This is a genomic window from Streptomyces sp. NPDC039424 (assembly GCF_055639495.1).
In genome coordinates, this window is sequence record NZ_JBVKAI010000004.1 from 597,580 (window position 1) to 612,967 (window position 15,388).

Annotated in this window: 11 protein-coding genes; 3 read left to right on the top strand and 8 right to left on the bottom strand. The window is 72.3% G+C overall.

Annotation, left to right across the window (positions count from 1 at the left end):
- Positions 1–18: 18 nt before the first annotated feature.
- The gene (locus tag ACZ7L0_RS13965) at positions 19–975 is read right to left on the bottom strand and encodes a metal ABC transporter substrate-binding protein (protein WP_471242682.1); all 957 of its coding nucleotides are present in this window, start codon (positions 973–975) and stop codon (positions 19–21) included.
- Between the two features lie 161 nt (positions 976–1,136).
- Between ACZ7L0_RS13965 and ACZ7L0_RS13970 the strand changes: the two genes are divergently transcribed.
- Positions 1,137–2,519 carry a glycine--tRNA ligase gene (locus ACZ7L0_RS13970; protein WP_471242683.1) on the top strand — a complete coding sequence of 461 codons (1,383 nt, stop codon included), beginning with the start codon at positions 1,137–1,139 and terminating at the stop codon, positions 2,517–2,519.
- 119 nt (positions 2,520–2,638) lie between these two features.
- On the opposite strand, the gene ACZ7L0_RS13975 is transcribed toward ACZ7L0_RS13970, so the two are convergent.
- The 3 genes from ACZ7L0_RS13975 to ACZ7L0_RS13985 all read right to left on the bottom strand — a co-directional run bounded on the left by ACZ7L0_RS13975 (position 2,639) and on the right by ACZ7L0_RS13985 (position 5,581).
- Positions 2,639–3,784: a serine hydrolase domain-containing protein gene (locus tag ACZ7L0_RS13975; protein WP_471242684.1), complete on the bottom strand. Its 1,146-nt coding sequence runs from the start codon at positions 3,782–3,784 to the stop codon at positions 2,639–2,641.
- 82 nt (positions 3,785–3,866) lie between these two features.
- Complete coding sequence (locus ACZ7L0_RS13980; protein WP_471242685.1) at positions 3,867–4,076, bottom strand: hypothetical protein; 210 nt, start codon at positions 4,074–4,076, stop codon at positions 3,867–3,869.
- Positions 4,077–4,153: 77 nt separating this feature from the next.
- Positions 4,154–5,581, bottom strand: coding sequence for an MFS transporter (locus ACZ7L0_RS13985; protein WP_471242686.1), 1,428 nt, complete (start codon positions 5,579–5,581; stop codon positions 4,154–4,156).
- A 101-nt stretch (positions 5,582–5,682) separates the two neighbouring features.
- Here ACZ7L0_RS13985 and ACZ7L0_RS13990 point away from each other — a divergent pair, with 101 nt between their 5' ends.
- Positions 5,683–6,612, top strand: coding sequence for a helix-turn-helix transcriptional regulator (locus ACZ7L0_RS13990; RefSeq protein ID WP_471242687.1), 930 nt, complete (start codon positions 5,683–5,685; stop codon positions 6,610–6,612).
- On the opposite strand, the gene ACZ7L0_RS13995 is transcribed toward ACZ7L0_RS13990, so the two are convergent.
- Positions 6,561–8,006: an MFS transporter gene (locus tag ACZ7L0_RS13995; protein ID WP_471242688.1), complete on the bottom strand. Its 1,446-nt coding sequence runs from the start codon at positions 8,004–8,006 to the stop codon at positions 6,561–6,563. The two genes, ACZ7L0_RS13990 and ACZ7L0_RS13995, sit on opposite strands and share 52 nt — an antisense overlap.
- Before the next feature lie 82 nt (positions 8,007–8,088).
- Between ACZ7L0_RS13995 and dusB the strand changes: the two genes are divergently transcribed.
- Positions 8,089–9,231 (top strand): tRNA dihydrouridine synthase DusB, encoded by a 1,143-nt coding sequence (gene dusB / locus ACZ7L0_RS14000; protein ID WP_471242689.1) that lies wholly within the window; start codon positions 8,089–8,091, stop codon positions 9,229–9,231.
- Here dusB and ACZ7L0_RS14005 read toward each other — a convergent pair whose 3' ends face one another.
- From ACZ7L0_RS14005 to ACZ7L0_RS14015, 3 genes are all read right to left on the bottom strand, one after another.
- Positions 9,232–11,583 carry an alkaline phosphatase family protein gene (locus ACZ7L0_RS14005; protein WP_471242754.1) on the bottom strand — a complete coding sequence of 784 codons (2,352 nt, stop codon included), beginning with the start codon at positions 11,581–11,583 and terminating at the stop codon, positions 9,232–9,234.
- A gap of 371 nt (positions 11,584–11,954) precedes the next feature.
- Positions 11,955–13,892, bottom strand: coding sequence for an amylo-alpha-1,6-glucosidase (locus ACZ7L0_RS14010; protein ID WP_471242690.1), 1,938 nt, complete (start codon positions 13,890–13,892; stop codon positions 11,955–11,957).
- Positions 13,889–15,361, bottom strand: coding sequence for an MGH1-like glycoside hydrolase domain-containing protein (locus tag ACZ7L0_RS14015; protein WP_471242691.1), 1,473 nt, complete (start codon positions 15,359–15,361; stop codon positions 13,889–13,891). The genes ACZ7L0_RS14010 and ACZ7L0_RS14015 overlap by 4 nt, the downstream gene beginning before the upstream one ends.
- Positions 15,362–15,388: the final 27 nt, after the last annotated feature.

Sequence of the window (15,388 nt, forward strand, 5' to 3'; positions counted from 1 at the left end):
TGGGTGTCACTCGGGCTTTCACTTGGTCCCCAGGGCCGTCCGCAGGGCCTTGAGGTTGGCCTCCTGGACCGAGAAGTAGTCCTTGCCGCGGGACTTGGAGGTGATGCCCTCGATCGGGTCGAGGACGTCCGTCCTCAGTCCGGCGTCGGCGGCGATGGTCTTCGCGGTCTTGTCGCTGACGAGCGTCTCGTAGAACACGGTCGTCACGCCGTCGGCCTTCGCCATCCGCTCCAGGTTCCTGACGTGGGCGGCGCTGGGCTCGGACTCGGGGTCCAGGCCGTTGATGGCCTCCTCGGTGAGGCCGTAGCGCTCGGCGAGGTAGCCGAAGGCGGCGTGGGTGGTGATGAAGACCTTGGTCCTGGTGCCGGCGAGCCCGTCCTTGAACTCGGTGTCGAGCGCGTCGAGTCTCTTGACCAGGGCCGCGGTGTTCTTCTTGTAGTCGGCCGCGTGGCCCGGGTCGGCCTTCGCGAAGGCCTTGCCGACACCTTCGGCGACCTGGGTGTAGCGCACCGGGTCGAGCCAGATGTGGGGGTCGAGACCGGACAGTTCCCCGTTCTCGGAGTCGTCGTGCTCGGCCGCGTGGCCGCCGACCTCGTTGCCGTGCTTCTCCAGTGTGGTGAGGGAGGCCGCGTCGATCTTCGTCCTGATCTCGGACTGGGCCACCGCGTCGTCGACGGAGGGCTGGAGGTTCTTGAGGTAGAGCACCGCGTCGGACTCCTGGAGCCCCGCGGTCTGCAGGGCGCTGATCTCCAGGTCGTGCGGTTCCTGGCCGGGCCGGGTGAGAGTGGTGACGTGCACGTGGCTCCCGCCGATCTGCTCGGCGAGGAAGGCCATCGGGTAGAACGACGCGACGACGTCGAACTTGTCCGTGTTGCCCGCGGCGCTCGCGCCGGAGCAGGCCGAGAGGGTGGCGAGACCGAGGGCGGTGACCGCGGTCGTCGCCACCGCGGGTATGAGGTGCCGTCGAACGTTCATGACACTCATTTTCAACTAATATGGAAACCGTTGTCAACAAAGCCCTTGAAGGGGCGTGGACGGGGACCGATTTGGTTGAGGGGGAGCCCCCGCCGGTACCCTGAAGCATTCGCTCTGAAGCGTCTCGCTTCGTCGCCCGTCGTCGTAATGAAGAGAGCACCGTGGCCGCCGACAAGATCGACACCATCGTCAGCCTGAGCAAGCGCCGTGGCTTCGTATTCCCCTGCAGTGAGATCTACGGCGGACAGCGCGCCGCCTGGGACTACGGGCCGCTGGGTGTCGAGCTCAAGGAGAACCTCAAGCGCCAGTGGTGGCGCTACATGGTGACGTCGCGCGAGGACGTGGTCGGTATCGACTCGTCCGTCATCCTGGCCCCCGAGGTCTGGGTCGCCTCCGGTCACGTCGCCACCTTCACGGACCCGTTGACCGAGTGCACCTCCTGCCACAAGCGGTTCCGCGCGGACCACCTGGAGGAGGCCTACGAGGCCAAGCACGGCCGCCCGCCGGCGAACGGCCTGGCCGACATCAACTGCACGCACTGCGGCACCAAGGGCCAGTTCACCGAGCCCAAGCAGTTCTCGGGCCTGCTGTCCACGCACCTCGGCCCGACCCAGGACTCCGGTTCCGTCGCGTACCTGCGCCCCGAGACCGCCCAGGGCATCTTCACCAACTTCGCCCAGGTGCAGACCACCTCGCGCCGCAAGCCGCCGTTCGGCATCGCCCAGATGGGCAAGTCCTTCCGCAACGAGATCACGCCCGGCAACTTCATCTTCCGCACTCGCGAGTTCGAGCAGATGGAGATGGAGTTCTTCGTCAAGCCGGGCGAGGACGAGACGTGGCAGGAGTACTGGATGGAGCAGCGCTGGAACTGGTACACCGGCCTCGGCCTGCGTGAGGAGAACATGCGCTGGTACGAGCACCCGAAGGAGAAGCTCTCCCACTACTCCAAGCGCACCGCCGACATCGAGTACCGCTTCCAGTTCGGCGGCAGCGAGTGGGGCGAGCTCGAGGGTGTCGCCAACCGCACCGACTACGACCTCGGCGCCCACTCCAAGGCCTCCGGCCAGGACCTCTCCTACTACGACCAGGAGGCCCAGGAGCGCTGGACGCCGTACGTCATCGAGCCGGCCGCCGGTGTCGGCCGCGCGATGCTCGCCTTCCTGCTCGACGCCTACGTCGAGGACGAGGCGCCCAACGCCAAGGGCAAGATGGAGAAGCGCACGGTGCTGCGCCTGGACCACCGCCTGGCCCCGGTGAAGGTCGCGGTGCTCCCGCTGTCCCGGAACCCGGAGCTGTCCCCGAAGGCCAAGGGGCTCGCCCAGGCCCTGCGCCAGAACTGGAACATCGAGTTCGACGACGCCGGCGCCATCGGCCGCCGCTACCGCCGTCAGGACGAGATCGGCACGCCGTTCTGCGTCACGGTCGACTTCGACACGCTGGACGACAACGCCGTGACGGTGCGCGAGCGTGACTCGATGAAGCAGGAGCGCGTGTCGCTGGACCAGATCGAGGGCTACCTCGCGAGCCGCCTGATCGGCAGCTGAGTCCGTACCCACGCCTGACCGGTGCCGGGTCCCTCCGGGGGCCCGGCACCGTCGTGTCCGCGGCCGATCGGACCGGCATTCCGGCCCGGGCCACGGCCCTCGATCTGTGGGTGCGCGGCCTAACCGGCCGCCGCGCAGCGCCAGAAGTCCCGCATCAGCGGCGTCGGCGTCGGGTCGGTCATGGCCACCTGGGTCAGCAGGATCGCGACCGTGCCGGTGGTGGGGACCAGGTGGGCCGTGGTGCCGGTGCCGCCGACCCAGCCGTAGCGGCCGGGGACGTTCCAGGGATCGGCCGGGGTGACGTCGACCTGGGCGCCGTAGCCCCAGCCCTGGCCCTCCAGGAAGCGGGTGGCGATCTCGCGCTGGGCCGCCGAGAGGTGGTTGGTGGTCATACGGCTGACCGAGGTGGGGGTGAGCAGGGGGCGGCCCCGCCACTCGCCGTCGTTCAGCAGCATCCGGGCGAAGGCCAGCCAGTCGTCGGCCGTGGACACCAGTCCGCCGCCGCCCGAGGGGAACGCCGGGACGCTGCTCCAGTCGCCGTCCGGGGTGTCGGACAGCTCCAGGGTGCCGTCCGGGCCGGGCCGGTAGGAGGTGGTGAAGCGCCCGCGTTTCGACGCCGGGACCTCGAACGCCGTGTCCGCCATGGCCAGCGGTTCGAAGATCCGCTCGGCCATGAACTCCGGCAGGCCGCTGCCGGAGACCCGGGCGACCAGCACGCCCTGAAGGTCCGAGCAGGTGCCGTACAGCCACGCCTCACCCGGCTGGTAGAGCATCGGCACCGCGGCGAGCGAGGCCACCCAGGTGTCGGGGTCGGGCCACTCCCGCAGGGCGCGGCCGTCCTTCTGCACCCCGAACAGCGCCTGCACCGCGGGCAGGGAGAAGTCGGACGGGAAGCCCCAGCCCGCCCGGGAGTCGAGCAGGTCCTCGACGGTGACGGGCCGGGCCGCCGGGACCACGTCGTCGACGGGACTCGACGGCGTCCGCACCACCACCGGCTTCGCCAGCTCCGGCAGCCAGGTGTCGATCGGGTCGTCCAGCGCGATCCGGCCCTCCTCCACCAGCATCAGCACCGCCGCCGCGGTGATCGGCTTGGTGATCGAGGCGATCCGGAAGACCGAGTCCCGGGCCATCGGGGCGGAGCCGCCGGCGTCCATGGAGCCGACGGCCACCGCCTCGACGTCGTCGCCCCGGGCGAGCAGTCCCACCGCTCCGGGCACGGCCCCGTCGTCCACGTACCGTCGCAGCAACTGGTGCAGTGCGCTCATGGTCATCGGCCTTCCGTCCTCGCGGTCGCGGTCGCACGTACGACTCCTCGCGCGGCGGAAAGTCATCGGACCGCCGGGCTCCTCAGGCCGCCGCGGTCGGGTCCACCGTCGCCTGGTGCACCTCGGCGAGGTGCTCCGCCGCCTTCTGCCAGGGCAGGAACGGCGCGCCCTTCCGCCAGCCGCAGGTGCCACAGCTCATCGTGCGCTGCACGCCCGTGCGCCGCACTCTGACGATGTGCTGCCGGCCGTGCCCGTCCCAGCGGCTGACTTCGCTCGTGGTGCCCCGCAGCATGTGCCCTCCCCGCGTTCACGTTCGTTGTACGCCAACAACGTGCCCGGGGCAGGGCCTTGGCCGAGCTGTGGCCCGTCTCACCCCACCGTGCGCGGCAGCCGCAGGCTGAGCAGCCCGGTCAGGACCACCCCGGCCAGCTGCACCAGAAGCGTCGTCACCAGGGCGTCCCGCATGCCGTGGGCCGGCAGCAGGGAGAGGAAGAGGGTGCCCAGGGTGGCCACGCCGAGGGCGAGGGCCGACTGCTGGGTGGTGACCATCACCCCGCTGCCGACACCGGCCCGGGCGGCCGGCACCTCGGACAGCACGATCCGCATGACGACGGGGAGTTGGAGGGCCTGTCCCGCGCCGGCGACCGCCGCTCCGGGGAGCAGTTCGACGAAGCCCAGGTGCGGCCAGTCCCGCCAGGCGGCCAGCACGATCAGCGCCACGCCGATCCCCTGGACCAGGGCTCCGACGGTGACGACACGGGTGCCGTACCGGGCCACCAGGCGCGGTCCGGCGAGCGAGACGACCAGGAACGTCACCGCCATCGGCGCGAGCGCCAGGCCCGCCGGGACCGGGCCGAGGCCCGCGCCGCGCTGCAGGGCCACCGCGATCACGAACATGAACCCGCTGAAGCCGATGGAGAACGGCAGTATCAGCACCAGCCCCCGGCGCAGCGACGCGAGCGCGAACAGGCTCGGCGGCACCAGCGGTGTACGGCCCTGCCGGTCGGCCCGGCGCTCCACCGCGTAGAACCCCGCGGCCGCGAAGGGGAACGCGGCCAGCGACAGCCACGTCCACAGCGGCCAGCCCGCCGACCGGCCCTCGGTGAGCGGGGCGAGCAGTGTCAGCAGCGACACCGCGAGCAGGACCGTGCCGGGTCCGTCGACCGGTTCGGGCCGCTGTGAGCGGGTCTCCGGGACGGCGCGGGCGGCCAGCACCAGGCCGACGAGCACCACGGGCACGTTCACCAGGAACGCCGAGCGCCAGCCGGTGCCCGCGATGTCCGCGGCGACCAGGACTCCGCCCAGGATCTGCCCGGCCACCATGGACAGACCGGCGGTGGCCCCGTACAGGCTCATCGCGCGGGCCCGGCGGGGGCCCGAGATGGCCGCCTGGATGGTGGCGAGCACCTGCGGCAGCATCGCCGCCGCCGCCGCGCCCTGCGCGACCCGCGCCGCGACCAGGCTCCAGGCATCCGGCGCGAGCCCGCAGGCCAGCGAGGTCAGACCGAAGGCGGCCATGCCGCCCAGAAAGAGCCGGCGGCGGCCGAAGAGGTCACCGAGCCGGCCGCCGAGCACGAGCAGCACGGCGTACGCCACGCCGTACCCGGCGACCACCAGTTCGAGGACGGCCTCGCCCGCGTGCAGGTCGGTGGCGATGCTGGGCAGGGCGACGTTGACGATGAAGAAGTCGACGAGGGGGAGGGAGGCGGCCAGCAGGACGGTGAACAGCCCGAGCGTGCCGAGCGCGGGTGGGGCCGCCGGGGAGCGGACGGTGGGTGTGGTGACGGTCTCGGTCATGGGACCGAGCCTCCGCCTGCGCCGAGACTGGTACCAGAGTGTCCTTATCCTGGTACAAGTAGTACCTGGCAACAGGATGCGCGAGGCGGCAGGCTGGAGGCATGACCATCATGGCCCAGGACGTGACCGCCCGGCAGACGGGCGGCTCCGAGATCCGGCGGCACGAACTGGCGGGCTTTCTGCGCAGCCGCCGCGAGCGCATCGCCCCGGAGCAGGTGGGCCTGCCGCGCGGAGCCCGCCGCCGCACGCCCGGCCTGCGCCGCGAGGAGGTCGCCCAGCTCGCCGCGGTCGGCGTCACTTGGTACACCTGGCTCGAACAGGCCAGGGACATCCAGGTCTCCGTGCAGGTCCTCGACGCGCTCGCCCGCACCCTCATGCTCGACGGCAGCGAACGCGCCCACCTCTTCCAGCTGGCCGGCTCCGCCGACCCCACGCCCGCCGCGGTCTGCCCGAGCGTCACCCCGGCCCTGCGCGAGATGCTGCGCCGCCTCGAACCCGTCCCGGCCTGCATCCAGAACAGCCGGTACGACATCCTCGCCTACAACCGCACCTACGCCCGCCTGCTGAGCGACCTCGACGCCATCCCGCCCGAGGACCGCAACTGCATGCTCCTCGTCTACACCAACGCGGACTGGCAGGCGTCGATCGTCCACCTCCAGGAGACGATGCGCCTGATGGCCGCCCGCCTGCGCGCCTCGATGGCCGGCCACCTCGGCGAGCCCGCCTGGAAGATGCTCCTCAAGCGACTGGAGGCGGCGTCCCCGGAGTTCCGCGAGAACTGGGAGCGCTACGAGGTGGTCGGCACGCGCACCAAGACCAAGCAGTTCCTCAACAAGCACGTCGGGCTGCTCACCCTGGACCACACCGACCTGTGGCTGAACCCGGAGGTCGGGGCGCGGATGGTCACCTATGTGCCGACGAACGAGGAGAGCAGGGAGCGCCTGGAGAAGCTGTACGCGCTCGTCCTCGAACAGCGGGCTCAGGCGGAGACGCCCGCCGCTTCCCTGACCTCGGCGGACTCCAGCCGCTGAGCGGTGCGTTCGGCCGTGCGGCGGGCCCAGCGCCCGCTGGTGAGGGCGCCCAGGACGAGGACCGCGAGCCCGCAGGCCGCGAGGATCCACCAGCCGGGCCGGGCCGCCGACACGAACGTCTGCCGGTACGAGGACGAGCCGACCCCGGACGCCAGCACCGCCCCGACCACGGCGACCCCCAGTGTCTGGCCCAGCTGCCGGCTCGTCGAGGCGACGGCCGCCGCCACGCCCGCCTGGGCCCGCGGCATGCCGGACACCGCCGTGTTGGTGATCGGCGCGTTGACGAACCCGAAGCCGATGCCGAACAGCACGTACCCGAGGACCAGCGTGACATCGGACGTCTCCGCCTCGAACGCGGCGAACAGCACCCCGCTCACGGTCATGGCGAGCCCCGCTACGAGCAGCGGCAGCCGCGGGCCCCGGCTGCCGACCAGCCGTCCGGACAGCGGTGCGCACAGGAACGTGGGCACGGCCATCGGCAGCATCCACAGTGCGGCGTGCAGCGCGTCGAGGCCGCGCACGTTCTGCAGGTACAGCGTCGACAGGAACAGGAAGCCGCCCAGCGCCGCGAACGCGCTGATGGCGATCACCGTGGCCCCGCTGAACGGCGCGGACCGGAAGAAGCGCAGGTCGATGAGGGGTTCGGCGCGCCGGGGCTCGTACCGGAGCAGGGCGAGCAGGGCGGCGATGGCGACCAGCGCGAACGGCAGCACCGTGGCCGTGCCCGAGTCCGGCGCCTCGATGATCGCGTAGGTCAGGGAGCCGAACAGGGCGATCACCAGCAGCTGGCCGACGGGGTCGGGGCGGCGGGCCTTCGGGGCGCGGGACTCGGGGACGAAGCGCAGGGTGAGCAGGAGCGCGGCAAGGCCTACCGGCAGGTTGACCCAGAAGATCGAGCGCCAGCCGACCGACTCCACCAGCAGGCCGCCGACCAGCGGGCCGGCGGCCATGGATATCCCGACGACCGCGCCCCACACGCCGATCGCGCGGGCGCGCTCGCGCGGGGCGGTGAAGGTGTTGGTGATGATCGACATGGCGACCGGGTTGAGCATGGAGCCGCCGACCGCCTGGATCATGCGGAAGGCGACCAGCGCCTCCAGGCTGGGCGCGAGGGAGCACAGCAGCGAGCCGGCCGTGAACACGATCAGGCCCACCATGAAGACCTTCTTGCGGCCGACCCGGTCGGCCGTGGAGCCGGCGAGCATCAGCAGCGAGGCCAGGACGAGGGTGTAGGCGTCGATCGTCCACTGCAGGCCTGAGGTGGTGGCGTGCAGGTCGCGCTGCATGGACGGCAGGGCGACGTTCAGGGCGGTGACATCGAGGCTCACGATGAGCAGGCTCATGCAGCAGATCGCGAGCACCAGGAGACGTCGGCGAGGGCTGAGCTCGGGCATGCGTTTCATCGTACGCCGATTTCAATAGTGCGTCTAACTAATGACTGTACGGATCCGCCCGCGCGTGCGTGACAATGGGGGAATGTCCACGCCCACGCCGCCCCTGCCGATCGGTCCGCACACCGTCCAGCCCCCCGTCGTCCTCGCACCCATGGCGGGGATCACCAACGCGCCCTTCCGCACCCTGTGCAGGGAGTTCAGCGGCGGCAAGGGTCTGTTCGTGAGCGAGATGATCACTACGCGGGCCCTGGTCGAGCGCAACGAGAAGACCATGCAGCTGGTCCACTTCGACGCGACCGAGAAGCCGCGCTCGATCCAGCTGTACGGCGTGGACCCGGCCACCGTCGGCAAGGCCGTCCGCATGATCGCGGAGGAGGACCTCGCCGACCACATCGACCTGAACTTCGGCTGCCCGGTGCCGAAGGTGACGCGCAAGGGCGGCGGATCGGCCCTTCCGTACAAGCGGAACCTGCTGCGGGCGATCCTGCGCGAGGCGGTGTCCGGAGCCGGGGACCTGCCGGTGACCATGAAGATGCGCAAGGGCATCGACGACGACCACATCACCTACCTCGACGCCGGGCGGATCGCCGTCGAGGAGGGCGTCACGGCCATCGCGCTGCACGGCCGCACGGCCGCCCAGCACTACGGCGGCACCGCCGACTGGGACGCCATCGCCCGCCTGAAGGAGCACGTCCCGGAGATCCCGGTGCTCGGCAACGGCGACATCTGGTCCGCCGAGGACGCGCTGCGGATGGTGCGGGAGACCGGCTGTGACGGGGTGGTCGTGGGGCGCGGCTGCCTGGGCCGGCCGTGGCTGTTCGCGGACCTGGTGGCGGCTTTCGAGGGGCGTACGGAGGCCATCGCTCGGCCTTCGCTCCGCGAGGTCGCCGACGTCATGGTCCGTCACGCCACCCTCCTCGGCGAGTGGATCGGCGACGAGTCGCGGGGCGTCATCGACTTCCGCAAGCACGTCGCCTGGTATCTGAAGGGCTTCGCGGTCGGCTCCGAGATGCGCAAGCGCCTCGCCATCACCTCCTCGCTGGAGGAGCTGCGGGCCGGCCTCGACGAACTGGACCTCGACCAGCCGTGGCCCACCGGCGCCGACGGGCCGCGCGGCCGTACGTCCGGCAACAACCGGGTGGTGCTGCCGGACGGCTGGCTGAAGGACCCCTACGACTGCGCGGGCGTCGGCGAGGACGCCGAGCTGGACACCTCGGGCGGCTGATCAGCCCTTCTTCGGGTGCGGGGTGGAACCGTAGGCCGTCAGGAAGCGGTCGCGGAAGGAGCTCATCTTCCACACCGGGGCGTCGTGGGCGGGGCGCAGGCCGTCCGTCCAGTTCCAGTCGGCGATCTTGTCCAGCACCTTCGGGTCCTTGGCGACGATGGAGATCGGCACGTCACGGCTGGCGTGGTTGCCGCTGACCCGGGCGATGGGCTGGTGGTCGCCGAGGAAGACCAGGACGGTGTCGTCGCTGCCGTAGCGCTCCAGCCACTGGGTGAGGGCGGTCACCGAGTACTGGATCGACTTGCCGTACTCCTGCCGGGACTTGGTGGTGTCGGCGATGACGTCACCCGGCTTGTTGCCCGCCTTCTGGATCGAGTCGAAGACCGAGCCGTCACCCAGCTCGTCCCAGCCGACCATCTTCGGGATGGGCGCCCAGGGCTGGTGGCTGGAGGTCAGGATGATCTCGGACATCAGCTGCTTGCCGTCGGCGCGCTTCTTGCTGTGCACCCGCTGCTGGAACTGCTCCAGCGCGTACTGGTCGGGCATCGTCGACCAGCTGAACTTCGGTCCCTCGTAGCCCAGTTCGAAGGCGTTGTAGACCGTGTCGAGACCGTAGAACTTCTGCTCCGGCCAGCCCTTCTGCACGCCCGGCATGACACCGACCGTGTCCCAGGCGCCGGTCTTCTGGAAGGCCTTGGTGAGGCTGAGGTGGTCGCTGGCCATGACGGTGCGGTAGCGCTGCTGGTTGCTGACCCACAGGCCAGACATGGTCGTCGAGTGACCGAGCCAGCTGCTGCCGCCGTACGTCGCCGAGGTCAGCCAGCCGCTCTTGGCGTGGAAGCCCGCCTTGGCCAGTGCCTTGGTGCGGGCGTCCAGGGTCTGGTCGACGCCGGGGGCCATGATCGGGTCCTCGATGGCACTGCGGCCGTAGCTCTCGATGAAGGTGAAGATCATGTCCTTGCCGCGCAGGTCGGGCACCAGCTCGCTGCCCGGCGTGTCGCCGAAGGCGTCGACCTTGGCCACCTTCCCGAACTCCGCCTCGTCGCGCAGGGTGTCCGCCACCCGGTGCGCCTGGATCTTCAGCGCGACGGCGGTCCGGTCGGAGGCGATCGGCACGCCGGCGACCTGGATGCCGAGGGAGGAGCAGGTGATCCAGACGACGCCGGCGATCAGTGTGCCCCGGGTGGCCGCGCCGGTGTTGCGGGCGAGCAGGTTGCTCAGCCGGACCATGGACAGGGCCAGCAGGGCGAACAGCAGCAGCACCAGGACGACGACGCCGATGGTGGCGGCCAGCGTGACCGTCTTGCCGAGGGAGTCGTTCAGGTACGACCGCGCGTCGCTGAGCAGGCTCCAGTCGAGGATGGGGTTGAAGCTCCGGCCGAGGTACTGCTTGAAGCCCATGTCGAGCAGGTTCAGCACGGTCATCGCCCCGAGCGCGACCCCGGACACGGCCGCCAGCGCGATCCGGGGCCGACGCGGCAGCGCCAGCATCACCGCGGCCCCGATGATCGCCTCCGCCGGTATCCGCGCGAACTTCATCGGCCGCAGCCCGACCACGTTGTTCGGCAGCAACAGCGCGGCCACCACCAGCGCGGCGGCCAGCACGGTGACCCCCACCGACAGCACACCGGCCGCCCTGGGATGCCCCACCCGCCACCGCCGAACCCGCGCCCGCGCACTCCACCCTGGCCAGGTGCGGCGGGTGGGGCGGGGGGTCGGCGCGGGGGCACTTTCCCGGCCGGGGGCCCGCCCGGCGGCTTCCGGGGCGGGGGCCTCATCGGCGGCGTCAGGGCCGGTCCCAAGTGAAGCCTCCGCGGCGGTGGCCTCGGCCGTGGACCGAACATCGGCTCCCGGACCGGGCACGTCCTCCGCGATTCCCACCCCGGATGCCTCCTCGGCGGGGCCGTCGGGTGTCTCGGCTGGGGTGGGCTCGGCGGTGCCGCTCTCGTCTTGGGGGGCCAACGTGTCCGCCTCGGCGGTGGCCTCGGCCTCGGTCTCCGCACCGGCCGCTTCGGCGGGGCCGTCAGGTTTCTCGGCTGCGGTGGGTTCGGCGGTGCCGCTCGCGGTCTGGGAGGAGACCGTGTCCGCCTCGGCGGCGGCCTCGGCGTCGACGGCGCCGGTCTCCACCGCGACCCCTTCGGCGGGGCCGTCGGCGGGTATCTCGGCTGGGGTGGGCTCGGCGGTGCCGCTCGCGGCCTGGGGGTCCAACGTGTCCGCCTCGGCGGGGTTCCCGCTGTCCGTGGCGGCCTTGGCGTCGGCGCCGGTCTCCACCGCGGCCGCTTCGGCGGGGCCGTCGGGTATCTCGGCTGCGGCGGGCTCGGCGGTGCCGCTCGCGGCCTGGGGGTCCAACATGTCCGCCTCGGCGGCGGGCTCAGCGCCGGCGTCCCTCTCCGCTGCGGCCCCTTCGGCGGAGCCGCTCTCGGCATAGGGGGCCACCGTGTCTGCCTCGGCGATGGGCTCAGCGCCGGCGTCCCTCTCCGCTGCGGGCCCTTCGGCGGAGCCGTCGGCCTCGGTCTCGGCCACGGGGTGCTCGACTTCGGTGGCCGGGGACTGGCGAATGCTCGTGTGCTGAGGCAACCCGGAGGTCCTTCCGTACGGGCCCGTGGAACGGCGGCGGCGGGCCACGCGGGGAGGCAGGGGCCCGCCGTCATCCCGTACGGCTCGCCTCCTGGGCCTGTTCAGGGCCCACGGCAAACACCCGGCAAACGGCTCGTCAACACTCCCTAGGCGCCCCCGACCGCCGTGAGCAGGGCCAACGGAGCCGCCGCCGAGCGGGACTCCCGTACGCACGCGTGCGGGTAGGGCACCGGCTCGGCGTGGGTGTCGCGGCCGTACCCCGCGAGGACCTCGGGCAGCCGGTGGCCGGTGGCCGTCGCCGCGTCGACCAGGGCGTGGGCGACCGTGCGGGCCTCGTCGTGCAGGCCGTAGCGGGACAGGCCCAGGGTGAGGAGCGCGTTGTCGTGCGGCCAGACGGAGCCGCGGTGGTACGACAGCGGGTGGTACGCCGGTTGCCCCGCCGCCAGCGTCCGGACGCCCCAGCCGGAGAAGAAGTCCGGTTCCAGCAGGCGCCGGCCGACCACCTCCCCGTACTCCTTGTCCAGCAGCCCCGACCACAGCAGATGCCCCGCGTCCGAGGCCAGCGCGTCGACCTGGCGGCCCTCCCCGTCCAGCGCGAGCGCCGGGAAGGAGTGCTCCCGCATCCAGAAGTCCCGCTGGAAGCGGTCGCGCAGATCGGCGGCGGCCTGTTCCAGCAGGGCCCCGTAGGTCCCGTCGTCCCACACCGTGCGCGCCAGCCACGCCGTGCGGCGCAGCGCGTCGTAGGCGTAGCCCTGGGCCCCCGCCGCCGTCACCGGCCCGCTCGGGCGGGTGCCGTCGGCCGAGCAGATGGCGCCGGGGGAGTCCTTCCAGTTCTGGTTGGCGAGGCCGCCCTGGTCGGCGCGGTAGACCAGGTAGCCGCGCGAGGTCAGCCCGCCGTGGTCGAGCATCCAGCCGATCGCCGCGCGGGCGTGGGGCTCCAGGCGGCGGGCGAGGGCGGCGTCCCCGGTCTGCTCGACGTACGCCCCGAGCAGGACGAGGAACAGCGGGGTGGCGTCGACCGAGCCGTAGTACCGCCCGTACGGCACCTGGCCGAAGTGCGCCAGTTCGCCGTGCCGCACCTCGTGCACGATCTTGCCGGGCTGGGCGACCGAGGCCGCACCGGTCGCCCGGGCCTGTGTGGCGGCGAGCGCGGGAAGCGTGGCGGCGGCCAGCCGGGGGCGGTAGGGGAGGGCGAAGAGCGAGGTGAGCAGGGCGTCCCGGCCGAGCAGGGTCAGAAACCACGGCGCGCCCGCCGCAGGGACGCGCAGTTCCTCACCGTCCGGCCCGGTTGCCGGCACCTGCAGCGAGGCGAGGTCGGCCAGCCCCCGGGCGCAGGCCGCCGCCAGCTCCGGCCAGCCGGTCGGGAAGGCCACGCCCTCCACGAACTCGCCCTCCAGCGCGAGGAGTCGCTCGTTCACCGCGGCCGGGGAGCGGGGCACCCTGAGGGCCCGCTTCTCACCGTGCGGCCGGGCGATGACCCGCAGCACCAGCTCCGCCGTGCCGTGCGGTTCGAGATCCAGGGTCCACACCAGCCGGCGCGCCCCGGTGCCGGTCTCCTCGACGCCGTCGGGCGCGGGGTCGGCCGTGATGGTCGTACAGGAGCGCCATTCTCCGCGCCGGTAGGTGAACTCCAGGCCGTCGTCGAGGATGTGGCGGGAGCGTACGGCGCCGGTCTTGGCGTACGTACGGTGGTCGGAGCGCAGCTCGAACTGGTCGGTGAAGTCGGCGTCGGCGGTGATCGCCAGGCGGACCGTGGTGGGCACCGGACGGTTGCTGGTCACTCTGAGGGACTCCACGAACGAGCTGTCACCGACGGCCTGTTCGCGGAACAGCGTGTGCGCGGGCGGCTCCTGCCGGCCACCGCGCGGGACCAGCACGCAGCGCGCGCCGTCCCCGTCCGCGACCGGCGTGAGCACCTCGGGCACCGCCCCGTCGACGGTGAGCTGCCAGCGGCTGAGGTGCCGGGCGTCGCGGACGAACAGCCCGTCCGGGGAGCCGCCGCCCCGTACGCCGCTGATGTCGCCCCGGTCCCCCACGGCGGCGAAGGTCGCGCCGTGCACGAGCAGATGATGCCGATCGGTCATCCCCGGTCCCCTCCCTGGTCACCCCTGTCGAACGTGCCGAAGCCCGCCGGGGACACACCGTGCCCGGTGGGTTCGTGGAGCAGGTCGAGCGTGAGCGCGGCGGTCCAGCTGAAGCCGACCGCGCCGCAGGCCTCGCCGGTGTACGGGTCCACGTACTCGGCGAAACCGGTGGCCTCGGCGGTGTGCAGGATCGCCTCCCGCAGCGCGTCGGCCCGTCCCCGCTCGCCGTGTGCGCGCAGGCCCCGCTCCACCAGCCAGCCGGTGTTGAACCAGGCCGGGCCGCGCCAGTAGCGGTGCGGGTCGAAGGCCTCGCCGAGCAGGTCGTAGCTGGGCACCAGGCGGGTGGCGCCGCCCAGGCCGAAGTGCGGGCCGGTGAGCGTGCCGACCAGCGCGGTGGCGATCTCCCGGGGCAGGCCGGGGAGCAGGAGCGGGACCAGGCCGGAGACGCTGCGCTCGGGGATCAGGCCCCCGCCTCGCAGGTCCCGGCAGAAGAACATCCCCCGCGCCGGGTCCCACAGCCGCTCCACCAGCGCCGCCGTGAGGCGTTCCGCGCGTGCGCGGCGGGCCGTGCCGGTGGCGCCCAGTTCCTCCGCGATCCGGGCGAGGGCGTGCTCGGAGGCGACGAGCAGGGCGTTGAAGGCGGGGTCCTCGACGGCGAACTCCCCACCGCCGGCCCCGCCGTCCCCGCCGTCCCCACCCGGCCCGTCCCTGTACTCGCGGTCCCGGTAGTCCGTGGCCAGCCGCACGTACCGCCCGTAGTCCAGGTCCGTCGGCCGGTCCTCGGGGGCGCCGTGGTCGAGGTCGGCGCGGCGGAAGGAGCGGGCCGGGGCGGGCGTGACGCGGGAGAGCGGGGCGTCCCAGCAGGGGCTGTTGTCCATGCCCTGCTCCCAGGGGTGGACGACGGACACCAGGCCGCCCCCGCCCAGGTCGCGCCGGTGCAGCAGATACCGGTGCCAGGCGGCCAGCCGGGTGTACACCCGCTCCAGGAAGCCGCGTGCCCGCGACAGCCCCGGGTCGGCGCGGTGCACCAGCCAGGCGGCCAGCGCGTGCACCGGTGGCTGCACGATGCCGGAGGTCTGTACGGTGCGCGGGGCGCCCGCAGCGCGCCCCGCGGTCGAGGAGCGCCAGAAGTCGGGGCTCGGGAAGTATGCGTCGAGGGGGACGGAGGGGTTGAAGACGATGTGCGGGACGCGCCCGTCGCCCCACTGGGCGGCCAGCAGCGTCTCCAGCTCCGTCTGGGCCCGTAACGGCGAGATGTGCCTCAGGCCGATGGCGATGAACGCGGAGTCCCAGGACCACTGGTGCGGATACAGGCTGCGCGAGGGCACCGTCGAGGTGCCCGTCCAGTTGCGGTCCAGCACGCTGGCCGCGCTGAGGTGCGGCGATTCGGCCGCCGCGGCCGTCGGCGGCGGATCGTATGCGATCGCACGCTCGGTGCGGCGGGTGGTGAGCTGGGCAAGGCGATCCACTTCGGGGCTCCCCGAAAGACGTTCGGC